The sequence below is a fragment of the Aeromonas sp. S12(2024) genome (assembly GCF_041402305.1).
In the GTDB taxonomy this organism is placed as follows: Bacteria; Pseudomonadota; Gammaproteobacteria; order Enterobacterales; family Aeromonadaceae; genus Aeromonas; species Aeromonas veronii.
On the sequence record NZ_JBGLRB010000009.1, the window covers coordinates 54,188 to 73,402 of the forward strand.

Here is a 19,215-nt window from a genome sequence, read left to right on the forward strand (position 1 = left end):
TCCAGGCTCTGGGGCGGCTGCGTATTGTGTACGGCCGGTGGCTGTGACACAACGGGTCGGGGCGCGCCAAACCGTAAAAATGGATATTTCATCACACCGTAAACCTTTGAATGCTCACAAAAGTGGCACTCAGGTGAGGTGCATCCTGCTTGCCTGCGAACATCAGGGTACGGTGTGTACTCACCCTCGCCAATCCTGCAGCGCCTTGAGGGTCACGCTCTGTCCGGCGACCTGCAGCACTATGTATTGCTGGTCGATGGTGGCGAGCACGACCCCCGGGGCGATTTCGCTCCCCTCCCGGTATTCCCGGCCATTGAGCACCACGGCCCGCTTGGCGGGGTTGGAGGAGAACACATGAGAGCCGTAGTTCAGCTGAGGTACCTGCTGGCGCACCGATTGGGGTGCCGAGCCCAGCGCCATCAACTGGGCCGGTTGCACGTTGTTCTGGCCGGTGGCGTGTGGCGTCTCCTGCAATGGGGTTTCATTGAGGGCTTTCATCAGTTGCTCGGCCAGACTCAGCGTGGGGGTATTCCCCTGACTGAACCCCTCGTTTTTGGCCACTGCTCTGGGTTGGACCACCGGCTCCGGCAGGGGCGGGGGTAGCGGACGGGTCACCATCGCCTTGGGTTCGACCCGCACGAAGGGCGGGGTGATCACCTTTTTCACCTCCACCTTCTCCTCGATGGGGCGCAGGTGGATCAGATGCCAGCCATAGTTGGCGCCCGCCCCCAGCAACAGGGCAAGGGGAGCCAGCAGCCAGCCGATGCGGCGTGGGTTGCGCTCCTCTTCCCGGGGCATGGGCAAGCCCATGGCCGGAATATGGGCAGAGAGTTGCGGTTGCTGCGCACGGTGCAGCGCCTTGAGCAGGGTAGACATCAGGAGGCCTCCTCCAGTCTGGGCATGGGTTCACCGGAGAGGGCGTTGAGACGCAGCAGGGTGTTGCTGCCCGCGATGCCATCAGGGGTCAGCCCCTGATCCCGCTGGAACTGCTGCAGCTTGTTCTTGAGCTCGCCATCGAAACGGCGCACCTTGCGCTCGGGTTGTTGCAGCGCACGGCTCAGGGCGTTGTCGAGCCACTGGATCTGGGTCTGACCGGCATTGCTGGCGATCAGGCTGACGCCCCCTTTCGGCATACGCCAGAGCAGGGTGTAGCTACCGCCCCAGTTGTCGCTGAGCCACTGGCGATCCACCTGCCAGCTCTGGTCGCCGATCATCAGGCTGGCCTTGTTCGGCCCCAGATTGACTAGGGTCGCGTAGTAGAGGCCGCCAGTCTGGTCAGTGAGCGTGACCATGGCGGGATACTGCAGGGCGCGCAGCTCGTCAAGGCTTGCCTCTCCCTCCTGACAGCGCAGACCGGCACGGGGGGCGTTATCGCAGGTTGCTTCGAACGGTTCCGGTTCATACCCCCAGACCCGATAGAGATTCTGCATGGCGCTGTCGGGGTCGATGGCCTGATTGATCGCCTCGGTCAGCTGCTCCTGCTGCTCGGCGGTCTCATCGATGGTGACCGGCACCTCGACCTTGACTACCGGACGGGTGGGGAACACGCCGAAAAATTGCCAGCCCCACCAGCCTGCGGCCACCAGCAGGGCGCCCGCCAGCGTCACCATCAGACCGGAGGCCCAGCTCCCTTCGTCCCGAACGCCATTGACCTCGAAGGCGGCCTGGCTGATATCGCTGTGGACAATCTTGTAGCTGCCACGGGCGAAAGCGGCGATCAGGGCGCGGTCGCAGATGAGGTTGATGAAACGGGGGATGCCGCCACTCAGGCGATGGAGCGTCTTGATGGCGCGTGGGGTGAAGATGGGTTGTACGCAGCCTGCAACTTGCAGCCGGAAGCGGACGTAGGCATCTACATCGCTGTGGGAGAGCGGCAGCAGGTGATAGCGGGCGGTAATGCGCTGGGCCAGCTGACGCAGCAGGGGTTGGCGCAGCATCTGTTGCAGCTCGGGCTGACCGATCAGCACCACTTGCAGCAGTTTTCGTTCGTCGGTTTCGAGGTTGGTGAGTAGACGCAGCTGCTCCAGTACGCCGGGCAGCAGGTGCTGCGCCTCATCCACCAGTACCACGCTGCGCTTGCCTGCCGCCAGGTTGGCCAGCAGGTGATCGCGAATAAGGTCGAACAGCCGCTTGATCCCGGCATCTTCGGGATAGGGGAGTTGAAACTCGTCGCAGATGGCGGCCAGCAGATCCCGTTCGGTCAGGGAGGGGTTGAGGATATAGGCGATCTCGGTCTCGGCGGGCAGCTGTTGCAGCAGGCAGCGGGAGACGGTGGTTTTGCCAGTGCCCACTTCGCCGGTCAGCAGCACAAAGCCGCCGCCATCCTGCAATCCATAGTTGAGATGAGCAAGGGCTTCGCCGTGGCGCTCGCTCATATAGAGGTACTTGGGATTGGGCGAGATGGAAAACGGGTGTTCCGAGAGGCCGAAGAACTGTGTGTACATGAGGGTATTCTTTTGTAGCCGGCGACAGATGAAAAATGTCTCCGGATGATAGCAAACCTCGCTTTCATTGGAAGCCATCATTGGCGCCGGAGGGCAAATTGCGGCCTTTTCCTGCCATCTTGTGATCCCGGTTGCGTCATTGGCACGAATCCGGATCACAAAATGACAAAAAATAGCTGTAAATAAAGGGAAATATCAATATGGGCGCGGCGTGGCAAAGGCCGTCAGCATGGTGCTGAGTCGGCCATGGTCAGACCTGTTTGTGTACAATTTATGACGCCGGTTGCCCTGTCAGCCATCAGGGCAAGCTGGTCGGCATGTACTTGCTCAGTGGTGATCCTGAAACTGCGCGGCAATCTCCCTGAACTGCGCTTCGCAGGCGAGAAACGCCGCGACAATGCCGGGATCAAAATGGCTACCACTCCCCTTCACGATGATCTCCTTCGCTTCTTCATGGCTGAAAGCAGGTTTGTAGACCCGTTTCGAGATGAGGGCATCGTAGACATCCGCTACCGCCATCAAGCGCCCGGAGAGGGGAATGTCCTCACCCGCCAGCCCTGCCGGATAGCCGCTGCCATCCCACTTCTCGTGGTGGGTGAGGGAGATCTCCCGGGCCAGCCGCAAGAAGGAGTTGGAGCCCAGCTGCGCCTCGGCGCTCGCCAGCGCATCGGCGCCGATCTGCGGGTGGCGCTTCATGATGGCGAACTCCTCGTCGGTCAGCTTGCCCGGTTTGAGCAGGATGGCATCGGGAATGCCCACCTTGCCCACATCGTGCAGAGGGGCCGACTTGAACAGCAGATCGATGGTAGCGTCATCGAGCGGATAGCGATCCCAATCGCTGCGACTGAGGTATTGCGCCAGCGCCTTGACGTAGTGCTGGGTGCGAATGATATGGGCGCCGGTCTCGTTGTCACGGGTCTCCGCCAGGGAGGCGAGGCCGAGGATGGCCACGTCACGGGTCAGGTTGAGCTCGTCGCTGCGGGATTTCAGCTCACCGATCATCTGATTGGTGCTGGCGGCGATAAGGCCAAACTCGTCATCCCGGGTGACCGGCACCCGGGCGTCGAAGTCACCACACTGTACTCTGGCCATGGTGCTGGTCTGCTGGCGCAGGGATAGGCCGAGATTGCGACCATAACCGTGAATAATGAGGGCGAGATAGCAGAAGGTCACCGTCATTACGAAGGCGATCTCCGACAGGATGTAGTGCTGCGCATCGACCCTCGGCAGGCTGCGCTCCACCGTCACCAGCCACTCCAGATCCTTGTTGAACAGCAAGAAGAAGACGCCGCCCAGCAGGGTGAGGGTCGCCAGGGTAAAGAGGGTGAACTTGCGTGGCAGCGGCATGGCCAGCGGGTGGCTCAGTGCCAGGCTCTGCTCGGCTTGCCGTGTTCTGGCCCGATTCCAATCCCGCTCCAGGGTCAGATCGGCCGCCACCAGAAAGCCGAGGGTGGTCATCCCCAGCAGCACCTTGAGGTGACTCTCCAGCGGGAAGTCGTGGGTCAGGGCGTTGTAGCCCGAGAGCAGCAGTGCTCCCAGCAGGTAGAAACCCACCTCCAGTCCAAACCCGTCCAGCCCGTTGCGCGCCAAGGGCCTTCTTGAGAGCAGCCAATTGCGCACGGCGAACATGATGGCGAACGTCACCAGGGTCGGCCCCAGCAACTGGGGCAGGGTGAGACTCTCGAGAAACGGGCAAACCTGCCAGCCATAGAGACAAAATAGTGACAGGGTTACCCCGTAGTGCAGGGCGCAGCGCCCCGTGATCCTCTGCATATTCCCACCCATGTTGCTGGTTATTGTTATGTCGGCGGGAGGCCCGCCATTACAGGCGCCGCAGCAGCAGGCTACCGATGGAGTAGCCAGCGCCAAAGGAGCACAGTACGCCGCGAGCACCCGCAGGAAGGTCGCGATTGTACAGATGAAACGCGATGATGGAACCCGCCGAGCTGGTATTACCATAGCTATCAAGAATGACCGGCGCCTCCTGCTGGCTGGCATCGTGACCGAGCAGCTTGCGGCCGATGAACTGGTTCATGGTGAGGTTGGCCTGATGGAGCCAGAGCCGGTTCAGGCTCTCGGCAGGCCAGCCCTGCTCATCGAGCTGGTTGGCTATCTGGTCGCACACCAGCGGCAACACCTCCTTGAACACCTTGCGCCCCTGCTGGCGAAACAGCTTGTCGTCGCCGTAGCGGGTGCGCGGGCTCAGCCGGTTCAGAAAGCCGAAGTTGTTGCGGATGTTGTTGGAGTATTGGGTCACCAGCTTGCTGGCCACCAGTTGCCACGGATTGGCCATCTTGCAATCGGCCTCCCGCTCCAGCAGCACAGCGGTGCAGGCATCGCCGAAGATAAAGTGACTGTCTCTGTCCCGGAAATTGAGGTGCCCCGAGCAGATCTCCGGATTGACTACCAGTGCCAGTTTGGCTGTGTCTGCCGCCAGCATGTCGGCGGCTGTCTTGATGCCGAAGGTGGCAGACGAGCAGGCCACGTTCATATCAAAGGCCATGCCGCTCGCCCCCAGATAGTGCTGCAGCTCGATGGCCAGAGCCGGGTAGGGGCGCGGCATGTTGGAGGCGGCGACGATTACCAGATCGATCTCGCCGGGCTCGCGGCCGGCGGCGATCAGTGCCTGCTCGGCGGCGGCCACCGCCATCTCCACCATGATGGAGGGCATCTCATCGGGCCGCTCCGCCAGCAGCGGCTGCATGATGTCGGGGTTGAGTACCCCTTCGCGGCTCACCAGATAACGGCTCTTGATGCCGGAGGCCTTCTCGATGAACTCGCAGCTGGAGTGCTGCTTGGCGGGGAGCTGGCCGGCGTCGATGGCGGAGGCGTTCTCCTCGTTGTAGAGATCCACATACTGGTTGAAGGCGGCCACCAGCTCTTCATTGCTGACGGCAAAGGGTGGGGTATAGAGGCCTGAGCCACTGATCACGATAGAGGTCATCTTTGCTCCTCGCCGGGTGCGTTCCCGGCTTGTCGGTTTATAGGGGTGAGAGGGTTACAGCTGGTCGATCGCCGCGGCGAGACCCGCCAGGGTCAGCGGATGCATCCGTCCGCCAACCACGTCATTCATCAGTTTGATGGAGGGATGCCAGAGCCACTCCCGCCGCGGAGTGGGGTTGATCCACACCAGTTTGGGAAAGTGCTGCTGCAATCGGGTGAGCCACACCTGACCCGACTCCTCGTTCCACTGCTCGACGCTGCCGCCGGGCCAGGTGATCTCGTAGGGGCCCATGGTGGCATCCCCCACCAGGATCACCCGGTAGTCACTGCCATAGGTGCGCAGTAGGCGCAGGGTATCGAACCGCTCCTCAAAGCGGCGGGCGTTATCCTTCCAGACGAAGTCGTAGAGGCAGTTGTGAAAATAGAAGTACTCCAGATGCTTGAACTCGTGGCGCAACGCAGAGAAGAGACGCTGGACCTCGGCCACGTGGGCATCCATGGAACCTCCCACATCGAAGAAAACCAACAGCTTCACCCCGTTGTGGCGCTCGGGCCGCAGCTTCACATCGAGCCAGCCCTGGCGGGCTGAACTTTTTATGGTGTCGTCGAGATCCAGCTCGTCGGGATTGCCTTTGCGCACCCAACGCCTGAGTTTGCGCAGCGCCAGCTGAATGGCGCGCTGGCCGAGCGGCGAGTCATCGCTGAAGTTGCGATAGTGACGGGCCTCCCACACCTTGGCCGCCTTGCCGTGCTGCCCCTCTCCACCCATGCGCACCCCCTCGGGGTGAAAACCGCCATGGCCAAACGGGCTGCTGCCACCGGTTCCCACCCACTTGTTGCCACCGGCGTGGCGCTCTTTCTGCTCGCTTAAGCGCTGGTTAAGGGTTTCAAGCAGCTTGTCGAGTCCGCCAAGGGATTTGAGCAGCGCCTTCTCCTCTGGGCTCAACAGTCGTTCGAACTCCTTGCGCAGCCACTCCTCGGGCAGGTTTTCCGGCAGCAGGGGGATGGCTTCCAGCCCCTCGTAGTATTCGGCGAAGGCGCGATCGAAGCGATCGTAGTGGGCCTCGTCTTTTACCAGCAGGCAGCGGGAGAGTTGGTAGAACTCCTCCATATCGACAGCGACCAGCCGGGCCGCCAGCGCGGCGTGCAAGTCCAGCAGTTCGCGCAGGCTGCAGGGGAGCTTGTGGCGGCGCAGGTGGGTAAAAAAGTCGATCAGCATGGGTCAGCTGCCGCGTCGGGCCAAAAAGGCGAGCTTCTCGAAGAGATGCAAATCCTGCTCGGTCTTGAGCAGAGCGCCATATAGCGCGGGCACCAGCTTGCCGGGCTCGCGGGCGCGCATCGCCTCGGGGGCGATATCGTCGGCCAAGAGCAGGCGGATCCAGTCCAGCAGCTCCGAGGTGGAGGGCTTCTTGCGCAGCCCCTCTACCTCGCGCAGCTCGAAGAAGAGATCCATTGCCTCGCCAAGCAGGCTCTCCTTGAGGTCGGGGTAGTGGAGTTTGACGATGGCCTGCATCTCGGCCTTGTCGGGGAAGCGGATGTAGTGGAAGAAACAGCGGCGCAGGAAGGCATCCGGCAGCTCTTTTTCGTTGTTGGAGGTGATGATGACCACCGGACGTTGGCGCGCCCTGACTCGCTCGCCGGTCTCGTAGACGTCGAATTCCATCCGGTCCAGCTCCAGCAGCAGATCGTTGGGGAATTCGATGTCGGCTTTGTCGATCTCGTCGATCAGCAGCACAGGTCGCTGCTCGGCGCTGAAGGCCTGCCACAGTTTGCCTTTACGAATGTAGTGGCTGATATCGGCCACTCTGGGGTCGCCGAGCTGGGAGTCCCGCAGCCGGGCCACCGCATCATATTCGTAGAGTCCCTGTTGGGCCTTGGTGGTGGACTTGATATGCCAGGCAATGAGGTCGGTGCCGAGATGGTCGGCGACCGCTTCCGCCAGCACCGTCTTGCCGGTGCCCGGCTCCCCTTTGATTAGCAGCGGTTTTTCGAGGGTGATGGCGGCATTGACCGCCATCTTCAATGCATCGGAGGCGAGATACTGGCTGCTTCCTGAAAATCCCATAACGTCGGTTCCTTTGACGATTGGCGCCCTGAGTCAGGGGCCAGAGAGAATAAGCTCTATATGTTGTAATACCATATGGTTATAACGAATAGTCACTTCTCATTCAGAAACCACAGGGTAATCTTGTTTCATCGTCGTAACAAACACAGGGATAGCGCCATGAGCAAAATTTTTGAGGACAACAGCCAGACTATCGGTCACACCCCGCTGGTTCGTCTCAACCGTGTTACCAAAGGCCGCGTGCTGGCCAAGATCGAGAGCCGTAACCCCAGCTTCAGCGTCAAGTGCCGTATCGGTGCCAACCTGATCTGGGATGCCGAGAAGCGCGGCATCCTGACAAAGGGTAAGGAGATCATCGAGCCCACCAGCGGCAACACGGGTATTGCTCTGGCCTTTGTCGCGGCAGCTCGCGGCTATTCCATCACCCTGACCATGCCGGCCACCATGAGCCTGGAGCGCCGCAAGCTGCTCAAGGCGCTCGGTGCCAATCTGGTGCTGACCGAAGGGCCGCTCGGCATGAAGGGGGCCATTGCCAAAGCCAACGAGATCCTCGAATCCGAGCCGGGCAAGTATGTGTTGCTGCAACAGTTTGAAAACCCGGCCAACCCGGAGATCCACGAAAAGACCACCGGCCCCGAGATTTGGGTTGCCACTGACGGCGAAGTGGATGTGTTCGTGGCCGGGGTCGGTACCGGCGGTACCATTACCGGTGTCTCCCGCTACCTGAAGCAGACGAAAGGCAAGGCGGTGGTCTCTGTTGCGGTCGAACCGGCGGAGTCGCCGGTCATCAGCCAGAAGCTGGCTGGGGAAGAGATCAAACCGGGCCCCCACAAGATCCAGGGGATCGGAGCCGGCTTTATCCCGGGCAACCTGGACCTCTCCCTCATCGATCGGGTGGAGAAGGTGACCAGCGATGAAGCCATCGAGATGGCTCGCCGCCTGATGGAGGAGGAGGGGATCCTGGCCGGTATCAGCTCCGGTGCGGCGGTGGTGGCTGCCAGCCGTCTGGCCGAGCTGCCGGAATTTGCAGGCAAAACCATAGTGGTCATCCTGCCGAGCGCGGCGGAGCGTTACCTCTCCAGCGCCCTGTTTGCCGGGGTGTTCAGCGAGCAGGAACTGCAGCAGTAACTGATCGGAATCTTTCAAAACAGCGGCGCTCCCAGGAGCGCCGCTTCTTTATGGGCTAGACTCAACCCCTGTTAGTGTCACTTGATCCTTATTTTTTGGGGTAAAATAACAAGTTCCGGAGTGAGAAAAAAAGCAGACATTCCGCTCTAAATCTCATATCCTGTGCGGCGTCACGCGGTGTTTGCTGGCTGGGTATCACAAAGTAACAAAGTGTTATTTTTCGTTATAAAATAATTTCAGGCCAGTCCTGATGCGGCTTGTAGCCCAATAACTGAAAATTGCCAACCAGCGCGCCGATTACTGCACAGAAACTTGACCTGGATTAAACCATTGCGGGTCTGCTTTCGTTACTTTACAACATATCCATACTGACACGGTGGGTCAGGTTGCTTCAAAAACGACCAATCCACCAAAAAATATCAATAATATGGGGTGAAACCATGTACGAGAAGTCTGTTGTTATTACTGCTGAAAACGGCCTGCACACCCGTCCGGCAGCTCAGTTCGTGAAAGAAGCCAAAGAATTCCAAAGCGAGATCACTGTGGTCTCCGGTGGCAAGTCCGCCAGCGCCAAGAGCCTGTTCAAGCTGCAGACCCTGGGCCTGACCAAGGGTACCAACGTAACTATCCAGGCTGATGGCCCGGATGCTCAGCAAGCTGTTGAGAAGCTGGTTGCCCTGATGGACGAGCTGGAGTAATCCAGCTTTAGATTCCTCCCCCACAGTCGTTTTAATAGGAAGGATTATGATATCTGGCATTCTTGCGTCCCCCGGTATCGCATTCGGTAAGGCGCTTCTTCTTAAAGAAGATGAAATCGTTATCAATCAGGGCAAAATCTCTGCTGACCAGATTGATGCCGAGATCAACCGTTTCCTCGAAGCTCGTACCAAGTCAGCTACCCAGCTGGAAGCCATCAAAGAGATGGCCGGTCGCACCTTCGGTGAGGAAAAAGAGGCCATCTTCGAAGGCCACATCATGCTGCTCGAAGATGAGGAGCTGGAAGGGGATATCAAATCCTTCATCAAAGACAACAAGGCTTCCGCTGACAAAGCCATCTATGAGGTGATCGAACAGTACGCCAAGATGATGGCCGAGCTGGATGACCCTTATCTGCGCGAACGCGCTACCGACTTCCGTGACATCGGTACCCGTCTGGTCAAGAACGTACTGGGTATCGCCGTTGTCAACCTGAGCACCATCGACGAAGAGGTGATCCTGGTCGCCAAAGACCTGACTCCGTCTGAAACCGCTCAGATCAACCTGAAATATGTGCTGGGTTTCGTCACCGACATCGGTGGCCGTACCTCTCACACCTCCATCATGGCCCGCTCCCTGGAGCTGCCGGCCGTGGTAGGCACCAACGATATCACCGAGCGCGTCAAGAACGGTGACATGCTGGTGCTGGATGCGATCAACAACCAGATCATCATCAATCCGACCGCTGAACAACTGACCGAAGCCAAGAAGTTCCAGGCTCAGTTCCAGGCCGAGAAAGATGAGCTGGCCAAGCTGAAAGATCTGCCTGCCATCACGCTGGATGGTCACCAGGTCGAAGTGTGCGCCAACATTGGTACCGTCAAGGATACCGAAGGTGCCATCCGCAATGGCGCCGAAGGCGTGGGTCTGTACCGTACCGAGTTCCTGTTTATGGACCGTGACGCGCTGCCGACCGAAGAAGAGCAGTTCAAAGCCTACAAAGAAGTGGCCGAAGCGATGCCGGATCAGCCGATCATCGTGCGTACCATGGACATTGGCGGCGACAAAGAGCTGCCGTACATGAATTTCCCGAAAGAGATGAACCCCTTCCTGGGCTGGCGTGCCGTGCGTATTTTCTTCGACCGCGAAGACATCATGCATGCTCAGCTGCGGGCCATTCTGCGCGCCTCTGCCTTCGGCAAACTGCGCATCATGTTCCCGATGATCATCTCTGTCGAAGAGTTCCGTAGCCTGAAAGCGACCGTAGAGACGCTGAAAGCCGAACTGCGTGCCGAAGGCAAAGCCTTTGATGAATCCATCGAAGTGGGTATCATGATCGAGACCCCGGCCGCTGCCGTGATGGCTCATCATCTGGCCAAGGAAGTGGATTTCTTCAGTATCGGTACCAACGACCTGACCCAGTACACTCTGGCTGTCGATCGTGGTAACGAGATGATCTCCGCCATGTACAACCCGCTGTCACCCTCCGTCCTGACCCTGATCAAGATGGTTATCGATGCGTCCCACGCCGAAGGCAAGTGGACCGGTATGTGTGGTGAACTGGCTGGTGACGAGCGCGCTACCCTGCTGCTGCTGGGTATGGGTCTGGATGAGTTCTCCATGAGCGCCATCTCTGTACCGCGTATCAAGAAGCTTATCCGCAACACCAACTTCGAAGATGTGAAGGCAATGGCTGATCAAGCACTGAGCTTTGCCACCGCCGCTGAAATCGAAGCATGCGTAGATAACTTTATTAAGCAGAAAGCAGTCTGCTAAGATCGGCTGCAAACAGCGACAAATCATCTCTAGGAGCTTTATATGGGTCTGTTTGATAAACTGAAGAAACTGGTTTCCGACGATAGCTCTGACACCGGCGGCATCGAAATCTTTGCTCCGCTGTCTGGCGAAATCGTGCCGATCGAAGATGTGCCTGACGTTGTCTTCGCCGAGAAGATCGTTGGTGACGGTATCGCCATCAAGCCGGCTGGCAACAAGATGGTTGCTCCGTGCGATGGTACCATCGGCAAGATTTTCGAGACCAACCACGCGTTCTCTCTGGAATCCGACTCCGGTATCGAGCTGTTCGTTCACTTCGGTATCGACACCGTTGAACTGAAAGGCGAAGGCTTCAAGCGTATCGCTCAGGAAGGCCAGCAGGTCAAGCGCGGCGACACCATCATCGAGTTCGATCTGGCCGTTCTGGAAGCGAAAGCCAAGTCTACCCTGACTCCGGTTGTCATCTCCAACATGGACGAGATCAAAGAGCTGATCAAAATGACTGGTGCCGTGACTGTGGGCGAGACCCCGGTTATCCGTATCAAGAAGTAATGCCCGGCTGGCTTCACGCCAGTTGCGCAGTAAAAAACCGAAGCCTTGTGCTTCGGTTTTTTTATGGCCGCGAGTCGGCTTTCCTTTCTGGTGATCACTCTATTCCGTCGAGATGACAACCCGGTTACGGCCCTGATCCTTGGCCTGATAAAGGGCCCGGTCTGCCATCATCAGCAGATAGTCGATGCCCTCCTGCCCCTTCATGCTGGCACACCCCAGACTGATGGTGAGGGATAGCTGCTTCCCCTGCCATGGCAAGCGGGTGGTACTGACATGCTGGCGCAGGTGTTCGGCGCGCCGTGCTGCCTGTTCAATATCGCAACCAGGCAGGATCAGCAGAAACTCCTCTCCGCCCCAACGGGCCAGACTCTCCCCCGGCAACAGCTGGCTCGCCATGGCGTGGGCGACGGCGCAGAGCGCGGCATCACCCGCAGGGTGGCCGTAGCGGTCATTGACCTGTTTGAAATGGTCGATATCTCCCAGTACCACCGAGAGGGGCTCACCTTGCAACCAAAGGGCCTGCAGCTGTTGCTGGGCGCCGCGCCGGTTGGTCAGTTCGGTGAGTGGATCGGTGCAGGAGAGGCGGCTCACCTCTTCCACCATACACTGCAGGTCGTGGATATCGCGAAAGGTGACGATATGGCCATCCGGGATGGCATCGGCTCCCAGCTGGGCAGTGACGATAAACCAGCGCGACTGACCGCTCTTGCAGCGGATCAGCGCAGGCATTTCGGCAACCTCCAGCCCTTGCGACAAGCTCTGTTCCACCTGGGAGTGCCAGGAGTCGATGATGGTGCGGCGATACCCTTCATCCGGGTATGCGACCTGAAACCAGGAGGCCATGTCCGGCAGGTCGTCAAGGTTGTAGCCCAGCTGCTCAATAAAGGCTTTATTCAGGAAGCGGTGGCGCCGCTGCGGGATCATGTCGGGTGAGCAGCCATCGTGACGGGCAATGGATTCTGACACCAGAATAGGCAGCGGGATCACATCGAAGGAGCGAAACAGGATCTGTTGCAGTTCTCGGTCATTCATAGGAAAAGCAGCTCCACGATGCATCTTTTATATGCTTTACCATAGGTCAGACCAGTGTGGTGGTAAACCGATTTATGGCGGTTACGCCGCCGGTTTTTCAGCCAATGGCAAAGGCGAGAAAATGGCGGGGTTGTTTGCCGTGGCCGTATCGGGTGAAAGCTGGGCAGGCAGAGGAGAAACGGCGGGGCAAAAGGGTCAAAAAAACCCACATGGTCAGGCACATGTGGGTCGGGAAAAACCAGGCAGGGTAAAACAGACACTCCCTGTGTCGGTCATCTTCAGCTCAGGTGGAGGTGGTCCATCTGCTGGAGCTTTTCGGGCCAGGGCCCCTGCTGGTGGTCACCAAATCTTCACACGCTCGGAAGGTGGCAGATAGAGCTTGTCTCCCGGCTTGATGGCAAAGGCGTGATAGAAGGCCGGCATATTCGCGACGACGCCATTGACCCAGTACTCCAGCGGCGAGTGGGGATCTGTCTTGAGCAGAACGGCAGCGAGCTCGGGCCGGTACTTTCCTTTCCACACCTGCGCCCAGCCGATAAAGAAACGCTGCTCGGCAGTGAAGCCATCGAGCACCGCTGGCAGGCGGTTGCCCAGGGCGAGCCGGTACGCCTTGTGGGCGATGGTCAAGCCGCCGAGATCGCCGATGTTCTCGCCAAGGGTCAGCTGGCCGTTGACATGCTCCCCCATGATGGGCTCGAAACGGTCGTACTGTTTTGCCAGTTTTTGCGCTCTGGCGGTGAACTCCTTGAGGTCGGCCGGAGCCCACCAGTTGTGCAAGGCACCGTTGCCATCGAATTTGGCCCCCTGATCATCGAAACCATGGCTCAGCTCGTGACCAATGACCGCGCCGATGGCGCCATAGTTGACCGCATCATCCGCCTTCAGATCGAAGTAGGGCGGTTGCAGTATGGCGGCCGGGAAGACGATCTCGTTGTTGTTCGGGCTGTAGTAGGCGTTCACCGTCTGCGGATTGTCGAACCACTCCTCCCGATCCACCGGTTGATGGAGGCGGGCAAGGTGCTCGTTGTAACGCACCGTGGCCGCGCGCTGGGCATTGCCGACCAGATCATCGGGACGGATCTCGATTGCGCTGTAATCCTGCCACTGGTCCGGATAGCCGATCTTGACCCGTACCTGCTCCAGTTTCGCCAGCGCCTGCTGTTTGGTCGGGGCAGACATCCAGTCGAGCCCACCGATCTCCTGGCGATAGGCGGCGATCAGATTGCGTACCATGGTCGCCATCTGTGCCTTGGCTTCGGCCGGGAAGTAGCGCTCCACGTAGAGTTTGCCCACCGCCTGACCCAGATAGTCGTCCAGCACCTCCATGGCCTGCTTCCAGGGCTCCCGCTGCCGGGGGATGCCGCTCAGTGTCGTACCGTAGAACGCGAAGTGCAGGGCATTGCTCTGGCTGTCGAGATAGGGCGCATATGTGCGTAGCAGATGGAACAGGCAGTAGGATTGCCACTGCGCGATGCTGGTCTCCTGCATCACTGCGGCCAGCTTCTCCAGATAGTCCGGCTCACTGACGATGGTCTCCGTTTCCCCGGCGATACCGGCCTCTGTCAGGTAGCGTTGCCAATCCAGGGTGGGCAGCAACTGACTGAGGCGAGCGATGGGCAGTTTGTTGTAGGTGAGGTTGTCATCCCGCAGCTTGACTCTGTCCCACTGCAGGCTGGCGAGGCGGGTCTCCAGCGCCAGAATGCTATGGGCCTGTTTGCTTGCCCCCTCGACGCCGGCATGGTTGAGCAGGGCGGTAATGAACTGCTCGTAACTGGCCCGCAGAGCCTTGCTGGCGGTATCTGCTTTCAGGTAGTAGTCCCGATCCGGCAGACCGAGGCCGGATTGCTGCAGGTAGATCCCGTAGCTGTCAGGCTGCTTCTTGTCGGCCATGAACCCGATACCAAAGGGAGCGCCGCCCCCCAGCTTGTTAACACGGGCAAAGTAGGTGGCCAGCGAGGCGCTATCATGGATGGCCATGATCTCGTCACGTAGTGGTTGAATGGGGGTCAGCCCTTTGGCATCCCGCCCGGCCTGATCCAGATAGCTGGCGTAGAGGTCGGCTATCTGCTGGCGAGGAGTTCCGGCTTGTTGCGGGCGCTTGAGCAGCTCCTCCAGCAACACCTTGCGATCCTCCAGCGACTTGTCCGCCAACAGATTGCCGATAGTCTGCCCCGGCATGTCATCCGGTATTTGGGTCTGGGCCAGCCAGTTGCCGTTGACGTGGCGAAACAGATCGTCCGCCGCGCGCACGCTGTTATCCATGCTGGCCAGATCCACCCCGGAGTGGCCGCTGGCGGCACCGGCGCATGGCGCGAGGCCGAGCAGGGCCAGCGCAATGAGGCTGGCGATCATGCTGCGTTGCTGTTTCATCGTGAGTGTCCTGTATGGGGAGTCGGTGGTGAATTGGCTGTAACCGCTGGCCAATCAGCTGCGAACGACCGAGAGGAAGCGACCGTCGTGATTGAAGGTGCAGGTAAAGTCGACCGCATCATCGTCGGTCTCGTACTGGCCATAGACCTTGTATCTGTGGCCGTTCTCTTCTGCCGACTCGGTGGTGATATCGCGCGGGGAGACATGGAATTTGCTGGCCGCTTCCCCCGAGCAGTAACGGGGCATCTTGCTGGTGGCCATATGCTGGTCATCGCTATCGTCATGCTGGCCATCATGCTCGTGTTTGTTATCGCTGTGCTTTTTCCCGGCGTAATAGCCAGCGGCGCCGATGGCACCCAGCGCAGCTGCACCTATCAGGACTTTCTTGGTATCCATATTCTGGCAGCCGCTCAATGCCAGACAGGCGGCTATTCCCATTACCATCAAGGGGTGTTTCATCTCTCGGATCCTTTCAATTATCAAATGAGCAAGTCGGTGTCAGCCGGGCGGTGGTCACAGGGCCCGGCGCTGGAATGGCGCCACTTTGCAATGGTCAGGATGAAGAGGACACTCAAATAAAATTAAAAAAAGTTATAAAAATCCGGGAGCCGGAGCGAGCGCGGTATGGGGGGCGCGGTGAGGGGAGAAGGGCGCAGGTTTCATCCATGCGGTAAGTAGTGGTGTAGGGCAAGTGTTTGTTTTTAGACTTTTATTTCTCTTTATATTTTATCAAGTGCGATGGCCGCACTGTGGCGTGGCTTTCACTGATGCTGGCAATGGATCACTGTCTCTATCGCCATAAACTGGCATAAAAAAGCCGCTCACCTGGGTGAGCGGCTGTTACCATCAGAACCGTGCAGTTCGCTATCAGGCTGGCTGCTTGCCATCTTCCGCGGGCGGCGGCAGGGCGGCGGAGTTGGACTCCACCTTCTGCTCTTCGCCCTGCATGTTCTTGATGTAGACATCCATCTGGTTGAAGGCGATCTCGATGCCATTCTCGCGGAACAGCTGGTCGATCTTGCGGTTCAACTCGTCCACCGCCGGGTTGCGGTCTCCCAGTTCGCTCACGAAGAAGCGCAGCTCGTGGTCCAGAGTGCTGGCGCCAAAGGTGAGGAAGTAGACGATGGGGGCCGGATCTTTCAGCACGCGGCTGTTTTCGTCGGCCGCCTGTTTGAGCAGGGTGCGGGTCAGCTCGAGATCCGAGCCGTACGCCACGCCCACCCGTACGATCACCCGGGTGACGGTGTCACTCAGCGACCAGTTGATGAGCCGTTCTGTCATCAGTTGCTGGTTGGGGATGATCACCTCTTTGCGGTCGAAGTCGGTCAGGGTGGTGGCGCGAATGCGGATCCGCGAGACGGTACCGGAGAATGAGCCGATGGTGACGGTGTCACCGATCCGCACCGGACGCTCGAACAGGATGATGATGCCGGAGACGAAGTTGGAGAGGATCTCCTTCATGCCGAAACCGATACCGACTGACAGACCACCCGCTACCCACTGCAGCTTGTCCCACTGCACGCCCATCATGGAGAGAGCGGTGAGGGAGCCAAAGCCGATCAGCACGTAGTTGAGCATGGTGGTGATGGCGTAGGCGGTACCCTGAGCCAGGTTGAGCTTGGAGAGCACCAGCACCTCCAGCAAGCCCGGCAGGTTGCGCGCCAGTGACCAGGCACCGCCGAGCAGCAGGAAGCCGATCAGCACGTCACTCAGGCTGATGGGGAACAGCACGGCGTTGGCGCCGGTGCCTTCACTGCGGTGCCACAGCACCATGCTGTCGAGGTAGGAGAAGACCGCGACCAGATCGGACCAGAGCCAGTAGAAGGCGACGCCGAAGATCAGCATCAGCACGGTACGGGTCAGACGCAGGGATTGCTGGCTGACATCCTCCAGATCCATGGGCTGTTCTTCGATGGATTCGCCACCTTCCGCATCTTCCGAAGATTTGTGCTCACGCTTGGCCACCGCACGACGGTAGGCCAGACGACGGGCAGCCAGCTCCAGACCACGCAGGGCGGTGCGGTAGACCAGGCTCCAGATGATGATGAGGTAGAAGGATTCGATCAGGCGACCGGTCAGCTTCAGCGCGGTGTAGTAGTAACCGAGCACGGCCAGCACGATCAGCGCCACCGGTGCCAGCGCCAGGGCGATGGCGATCAGCGACTTCTGCATGCTCGCCTCGCCCTTGATGCGGGCGCGGGAGATGGGGAACACCAGATAGGCGGCCAGCCCCAGCAGGGTCAGGGTCATGGCCTGACCGATCACGTCGTTGCCCAGGGTGGAGGGTTCAACCACCGCCTTGGTTGCGAGCATGATGAGCGGCAGCAGTGGCAACCAGATGTAGCGCATGCTGTTGCGCTTGGCCTGCAGCTCCGCTTTCGGGATCCGGAAGTGGGTTTCGGCGATGCCACCCGGGCGCATCACCGCCAGATAGACGCTGAACACCAGATAGCCGAGGGCGAGGTTCAGGGTGATTTGGAACATCAGCTTGGGACTGAGCAGACCGCAGTAGGTGAGCAGCAGACCGCCAGCCAGAATGAACATGCTGCCCGGCAGGCGTTGCAGCACGGTATAGAGCAGGGCGCGCGGGGTGTGCCACTGGCTGTCCTGACGGAAACGGCCAAGGTCCTTGGTGATCTTCTTCTCGCGCTCAACCAGCGCCGGACGTTTCCAGACCAGCAGGCCGCCGATCAGCAGCAGCGGGAAGGCGAGCAGGGAGATCCCCAGCAGCTCTTCGCGCCAGCGTTTCCAGTCCGGTTTCAATACCCAGTCGGAGGCCTGTTTGTAGGCCTGGGCGGGCCAGTTGATAAACCACTTGCTGTCGATGGGCTTGTTGCTGCTTACCCAGAAGATGTGTTGCTGCAGGGTAAATTCGATAGAGGCATAGACCCGCGCCAGCTGCTGCTGGGTCAGCTGCAGGCTGATGGCGTTGGTGAGCTGGCTGTCGAGTTGGCGGTTGAGCTGATCGAGCAGATTGATGCGGGTATCGAGCAGCTTGGCAAGGCTCTCCTTGTCCTCTTCGCTGACCGGATCCTTGCTGCCGGCGATCAGATTGTCCAGATAGAGGTTCTTCTGGAACAGCTGGTCACGCTGCTGGCTCAGTTCAAACTGAGCCAGATGCAGATCGGCGATCTGCTCTTCCAGGTTTTTGACGGCGATGGTGGGTGCCGCTTCCAGCTGCTGGTAGAGCTGATAGAGGATGCGTGACAGCAGCAGATTGCCCTTGAGCATCTGCACCTGTTCATTGAGGTTGCGCTCGGTCTGGATGCCGCGCTCCAGCCAGCTCTTGGCTTGCAGGTTTTTTTGCACCAGCGAGTTGAGGCTGGTGGTGGCACCGATCAGCTGCTGGCTGAGCTGGTGGTTGAGTTCCTGCTCTTTTTGCACCAGCGGGCTGTCTTCGGTCGCCACCAGTTCACCGGTCTGCTCGGCGGTTTTCTCTGTGTCGCCGAGGCGCTTGGCGCTGCTCTGATCCTGCAACAGCTGCAGTTTTTGCTCTTCGCTGGCGAGACGGGCACTCTGGTAGTCGCGCTGCTTGATCGCCAGATCCTGCATGCTGGTACGGTTATCCAGCTCCTTTTGCAGGTGGGCAAGTTGCAGGTCGAGCAGGGCCAGTTCGGCACCGAGCTTCATCTTCTCGGCGCTGGAGACGCTTTCACCTGCGTTGAGGCGGGTACGGATCTCCTGACTGCGCTGGTAGGCACGGCTCATGCTGGCCTGGGCCCGCTCCGGCAGGGTCTGCAAGCTGGTGAGCTGGCTGCCGATGGCGCCGAGGGCCTCCTGGGCCGCCTGCATGTTGGCCAGCACTTCCGGCTGACGGCTGTCGAGCTCTGCCAGACTCATGCTGGCGTATTCGCTCTTGATCTGCTCGGCACTCTTGCCCTTGGTCAGGGCATCGAGCTTGGCGCTGATCTCTCTGAGTTCGGTGGGCAGGTTGCGGATCCGCTGGGCCTGGGTCTTGGCCTTCGCCTCTTCCTTGTCGATGCTGTCGAGCAGGCCGAGGGTTTCGGTCAGCAACTTCTGATCCGCTTGCTGACTGACGGTCAGGGTCTCTGATTTACCCAGACCATCCAGCGCTCGCTGAACTGCGTTGCGAGAGGGGACATCTTGCGCCATGGCTTGCGGGACGCAGAGGCTGGCGAGGAGACAGAGCAGCGGCAACAGGGTGGCCGAGACTCTTTTAAAACGTATTGAGGGCATATAACTTCCGGG

Annotated in this window: 14 protein-coding genes; 4 read left to right on the plus strand and 10 right to left on the minus strand. The window is 59.5% G+C overall.

The features are described from left to right. Positions 1-180 precede the first annotated feature (180 nt). The 6 genes from exeB to ACB035_RS10570 all read right to left on the minus strand — a co-directional run bounded on the left by exeB (position 181) and on the right by ACB035_RS10570 (position 7,452). Positions 181-876, minus strand: a complete 696-nt coding sequence (exeB, locus tag ACB035_RS10545) for a GspB family T2SS assembly factor variant ExeB (RefSeq protein WP_371167237.1) — start codon at positions 874-876, stop codon at positions 181-183. Further along, complete coding sequence (locus ACB035_RS10550; protein ID WP_236342823.1) at positions 876-2,444, minus strand: ExeA family protein; 1,569 nt, start codon at positions 2,442-2,444, stop codon at positions 876-878. Before ACB035_RS10550 ends, exeB begins: the two co-directional genes overlap by 1 nt. A gap of 327 nt (positions 2,445-2,771) precedes the next feature. Then, positions 2,772-4,217, minus strand: a complete 1,446-nt coding sequence (locus ACB035_RS10555; protein ID WP_371167238.1) for an HD domain-containing phosphohydrolase — start codon at positions 4,215-4,217, stop codon at positions 2,772-2,774. Positions 4,218-4,266: 49 nt separating this feature from the next. Further along, complete coding sequence (locus ACB035_RS10560) at positions 4,267-5,388, minus strand: beta-ketoacyl-ACP synthase III (protein WP_371167239.1); 1,122 nt, start codon at positions 5,386-5,388, stop codon at positions 4,267-4,269. A 54-nt stretch (positions 5,389-5,442) separates the two neighbouring features. Further along, positions 5,443-6,606 carry a VWA domain-containing protein gene (locus ACB035_RS10565; protein WP_371167240.1) on the minus strand — a complete coding sequence of 388 codons (1,164 nt, stop codon included), beginning with the start codon at positions 6,604-6,606 and terminating at the stop codon, positions 5,443-5,445. A 3-nt stretch (positions 6,607-6,609) separates the two neighbouring features. Further along, positions 6,610-7,452 carry a MoxR family ATPase gene (locus ACB035_RS10570; RefSeq protein ID WP_104015371.1) on the minus strand — a complete coding sequence of 281 codons (843 nt, stop codon included), beginning with the start codon at positions 7,450-7,452 and terminating at the stop codon, positions 6,610-6,612. Between the two features lie 159 nt (positions 7,453-7,611). On the opposite strand from ACB035_RS10570, the gene cysK reads away from it, so the two are divergent. The 4 genes from cysK (at position 7,612) to crr (ending at position 11,604) form a co-directional block, all read left to right on the plus strand. Next, a complete protein-coding gene (gene cysK, locus ACB035_RS10575) occupies positions 7,612-8,580 on the plus strand; it encodes a cysteine synthase A (protein WP_371167241.1) in 969 nt (322 codons plus the stop codon). A gap of 440 nt (positions 8,581-9,020) precedes the next feature. After that, the gene (locus tag ACB035_RS10580; protein ID WP_005338266.1) at positions 9,021-9,278 is read left to right on the plus strand and encodes an HPr family phosphocarrier protein; all 258 of its coding nucleotides are present in this window, start codon (positions 9,021-9,023) and stop codon (positions 9,276-9,278) included. A gap of 46 nt (positions 9,279-9,324) precedes the next feature. Next, a complete protein-coding gene (ptsI, locus tag ACB035_RS10585) occupies positions 9,325-11,052 on the plus strand; it encodes a phosphoenolpyruvate-protein phosphotransferase PtsI (protein ID WP_058058331.1) in 1,728 nt (575 codons plus the stop codon). A gap of 42 nt (positions 11,053-11,094) precedes the next feature. Then, complete coding sequence (gene crr, locus ACB035_RS10590; protein WP_005338264.1) at positions 11,095-11,604, plus strand: PTS glucose transporter subunit IIA; 510 nt, start codon at positions 11,095-11,097, stop codon at positions 11,602-11,604. A gap of 99 nt (positions 11,605-11,703) precedes the next feature. On the opposite strand, the gene ACB035_RS10595 is transcribed toward crr, so the two are convergent. The 4 genes from ACB035_RS10595 to mscK form a co-directional block, all read right to left on the minus strand. Next, on the minus strand, positions 11,704-12,636 hold the full coding sequence (locus ACB035_RS10595; RefSeq protein ID WP_371167242.1) for a GGDEF domain-containing protein: 933 nt from the start codon (positions 12,634-12,636) through the stop codon (positions 11,704-11,706). Positions 12,637-12,975: 339 nt separating this feature from the next. Beyond that, the gene (locus ACB035_RS10600) at positions 12,976-15,006 is read right to left on the minus strand and encodes a M13 family metallopeptidase (protein WP_371167243.1); all 2,031 of its coding nucleotides are present in this window, start codon (positions 15,004-15,006) and stop codon (positions 12,976-12,978) included. 54 nt (positions 15,007-15,060) lie between these two features. After that, positions 15,061-15,465 carry a hypothetical protein gene (locus ACB035_RS10605; protein WP_371167244.1) on the minus strand — a complete coding sequence of 135 codons (405 nt, stop codon included), beginning with the start codon at positions 15,463-15,465 and terminating at the stop codon, positions 15,061-15,063. A 408-nt stretch (positions 15,466-15,873) separates the two neighbouring features. Further along, entirely contained in the window at positions 15,874-19,203 is a 3,330-nt protein-coding gene (gene mscK / locus ACB035_RS10610; RefSeq protein WP_371167245.1) for a mechanosensitive channel MscK, read from the minus strand. Between the last annotated feature and the right edge of the window lie 12 nt (positions 19,204-19,215).

Excerpts from the sequence above, each read along its gene's own strand:
- cysK (WP_371167241.1), top strand. The coding sequence starts at position 7,612 with ATGAGCAAAATTTTTGAGGACAACAGCCAGACTATCGGTCACACCCCG.
- ACB035_RS10580 (WP_005338266.1), top strand. The coding sequence starts at position 9,021 with ATGTACGAGAAGTCTGTTGTTATTACTGCTGAAAACGGCCTGCACACC.
- ACB035_RS10605 (WP_371167244.1), bottom strand. The coding sequence starts at position 15,465 with ATGAAACACCCCTTGATGGTAATGGGAATAGCCGCCTGTCTGGCATTG.
- mscK (WP_371167245.1), bottom strand. The coding sequence starts at position 19,203 with ATGCCCTCAATACGTTTTAAAAGAGTCTCGGCCACCCTGTTGCCGCTG.
- ACB035_RS10570 (WP_104015371.1), bottom strand. The coding sequence starts at position 7,452 with ATGGGATTTTCAGGAAGCAGCCAGTATCTCGCCTCCGATGCATTGAAG.
- ACB035_RS10595 (WP_371167242.1), bottom strand. The coding sequence starts at position 12,636 with ATGAATGACCGAGAACTGCAACAGATCCTGTTTCGCTCCTTCGATGTG.
- ACB035_RS10550 (WP_236342823.1), bottom strand. The coding sequence starts at position 2,444 with ATGTACACACAGTTCTTCGGCCTCTCGGAACACCCGTTTTCCATCTCG.
- ACB035_RS10555 (WP_371167238.1), bottom strand. The coding sequence starts at position 4,217 with ATGCAGAGGATCACGGGGCGCTGCGCCCTGCACTACGGGGTAACCCTG.
- exeB (WP_371167237.1), bottom strand. The coding sequence starts at position 876 with ATGTCTACCCTGCTCAAGGCGCTGCACCGTGCGCAGCAACCGCAACTC.
- ptsI (WP_058058331.1), top strand. The coding sequence starts at position 9,325 with ATGATATCTGGCATTCTTGCGTCCCCCGGTATCGCATTCGGTAAGGCG.
- ACB035_RS10560 (WP_371167239.1), bottom strand. The coding sequence starts at position 5,388 with ATGACCTCTATCGTGATCAGTGGCTCAGGCCTCTATACCCCACCCTTT.
- ACB035_RS10565 (WP_371167240.1), bottom strand. The coding sequence starts at position 6,606 with ATGCTGATCGACTTTTTTACCCACCTGCGCCGCCACAAGCTCCCCTGC.
- ACB035_RS10600 (WP_371167243.1), bottom strand. The coding sequence starts at position 15,006 with ATGAAACAGCAACGCAGCATGATCGCCAGCCTCATTGCGCTGGCCCTG.
- crr (WP_005338264.1), top strand. The coding sequence starts at position 11,095 with ATGGGTCTGTTTGATAAACTGAAGAAACTGGTTTCCGACGATAGCTCT.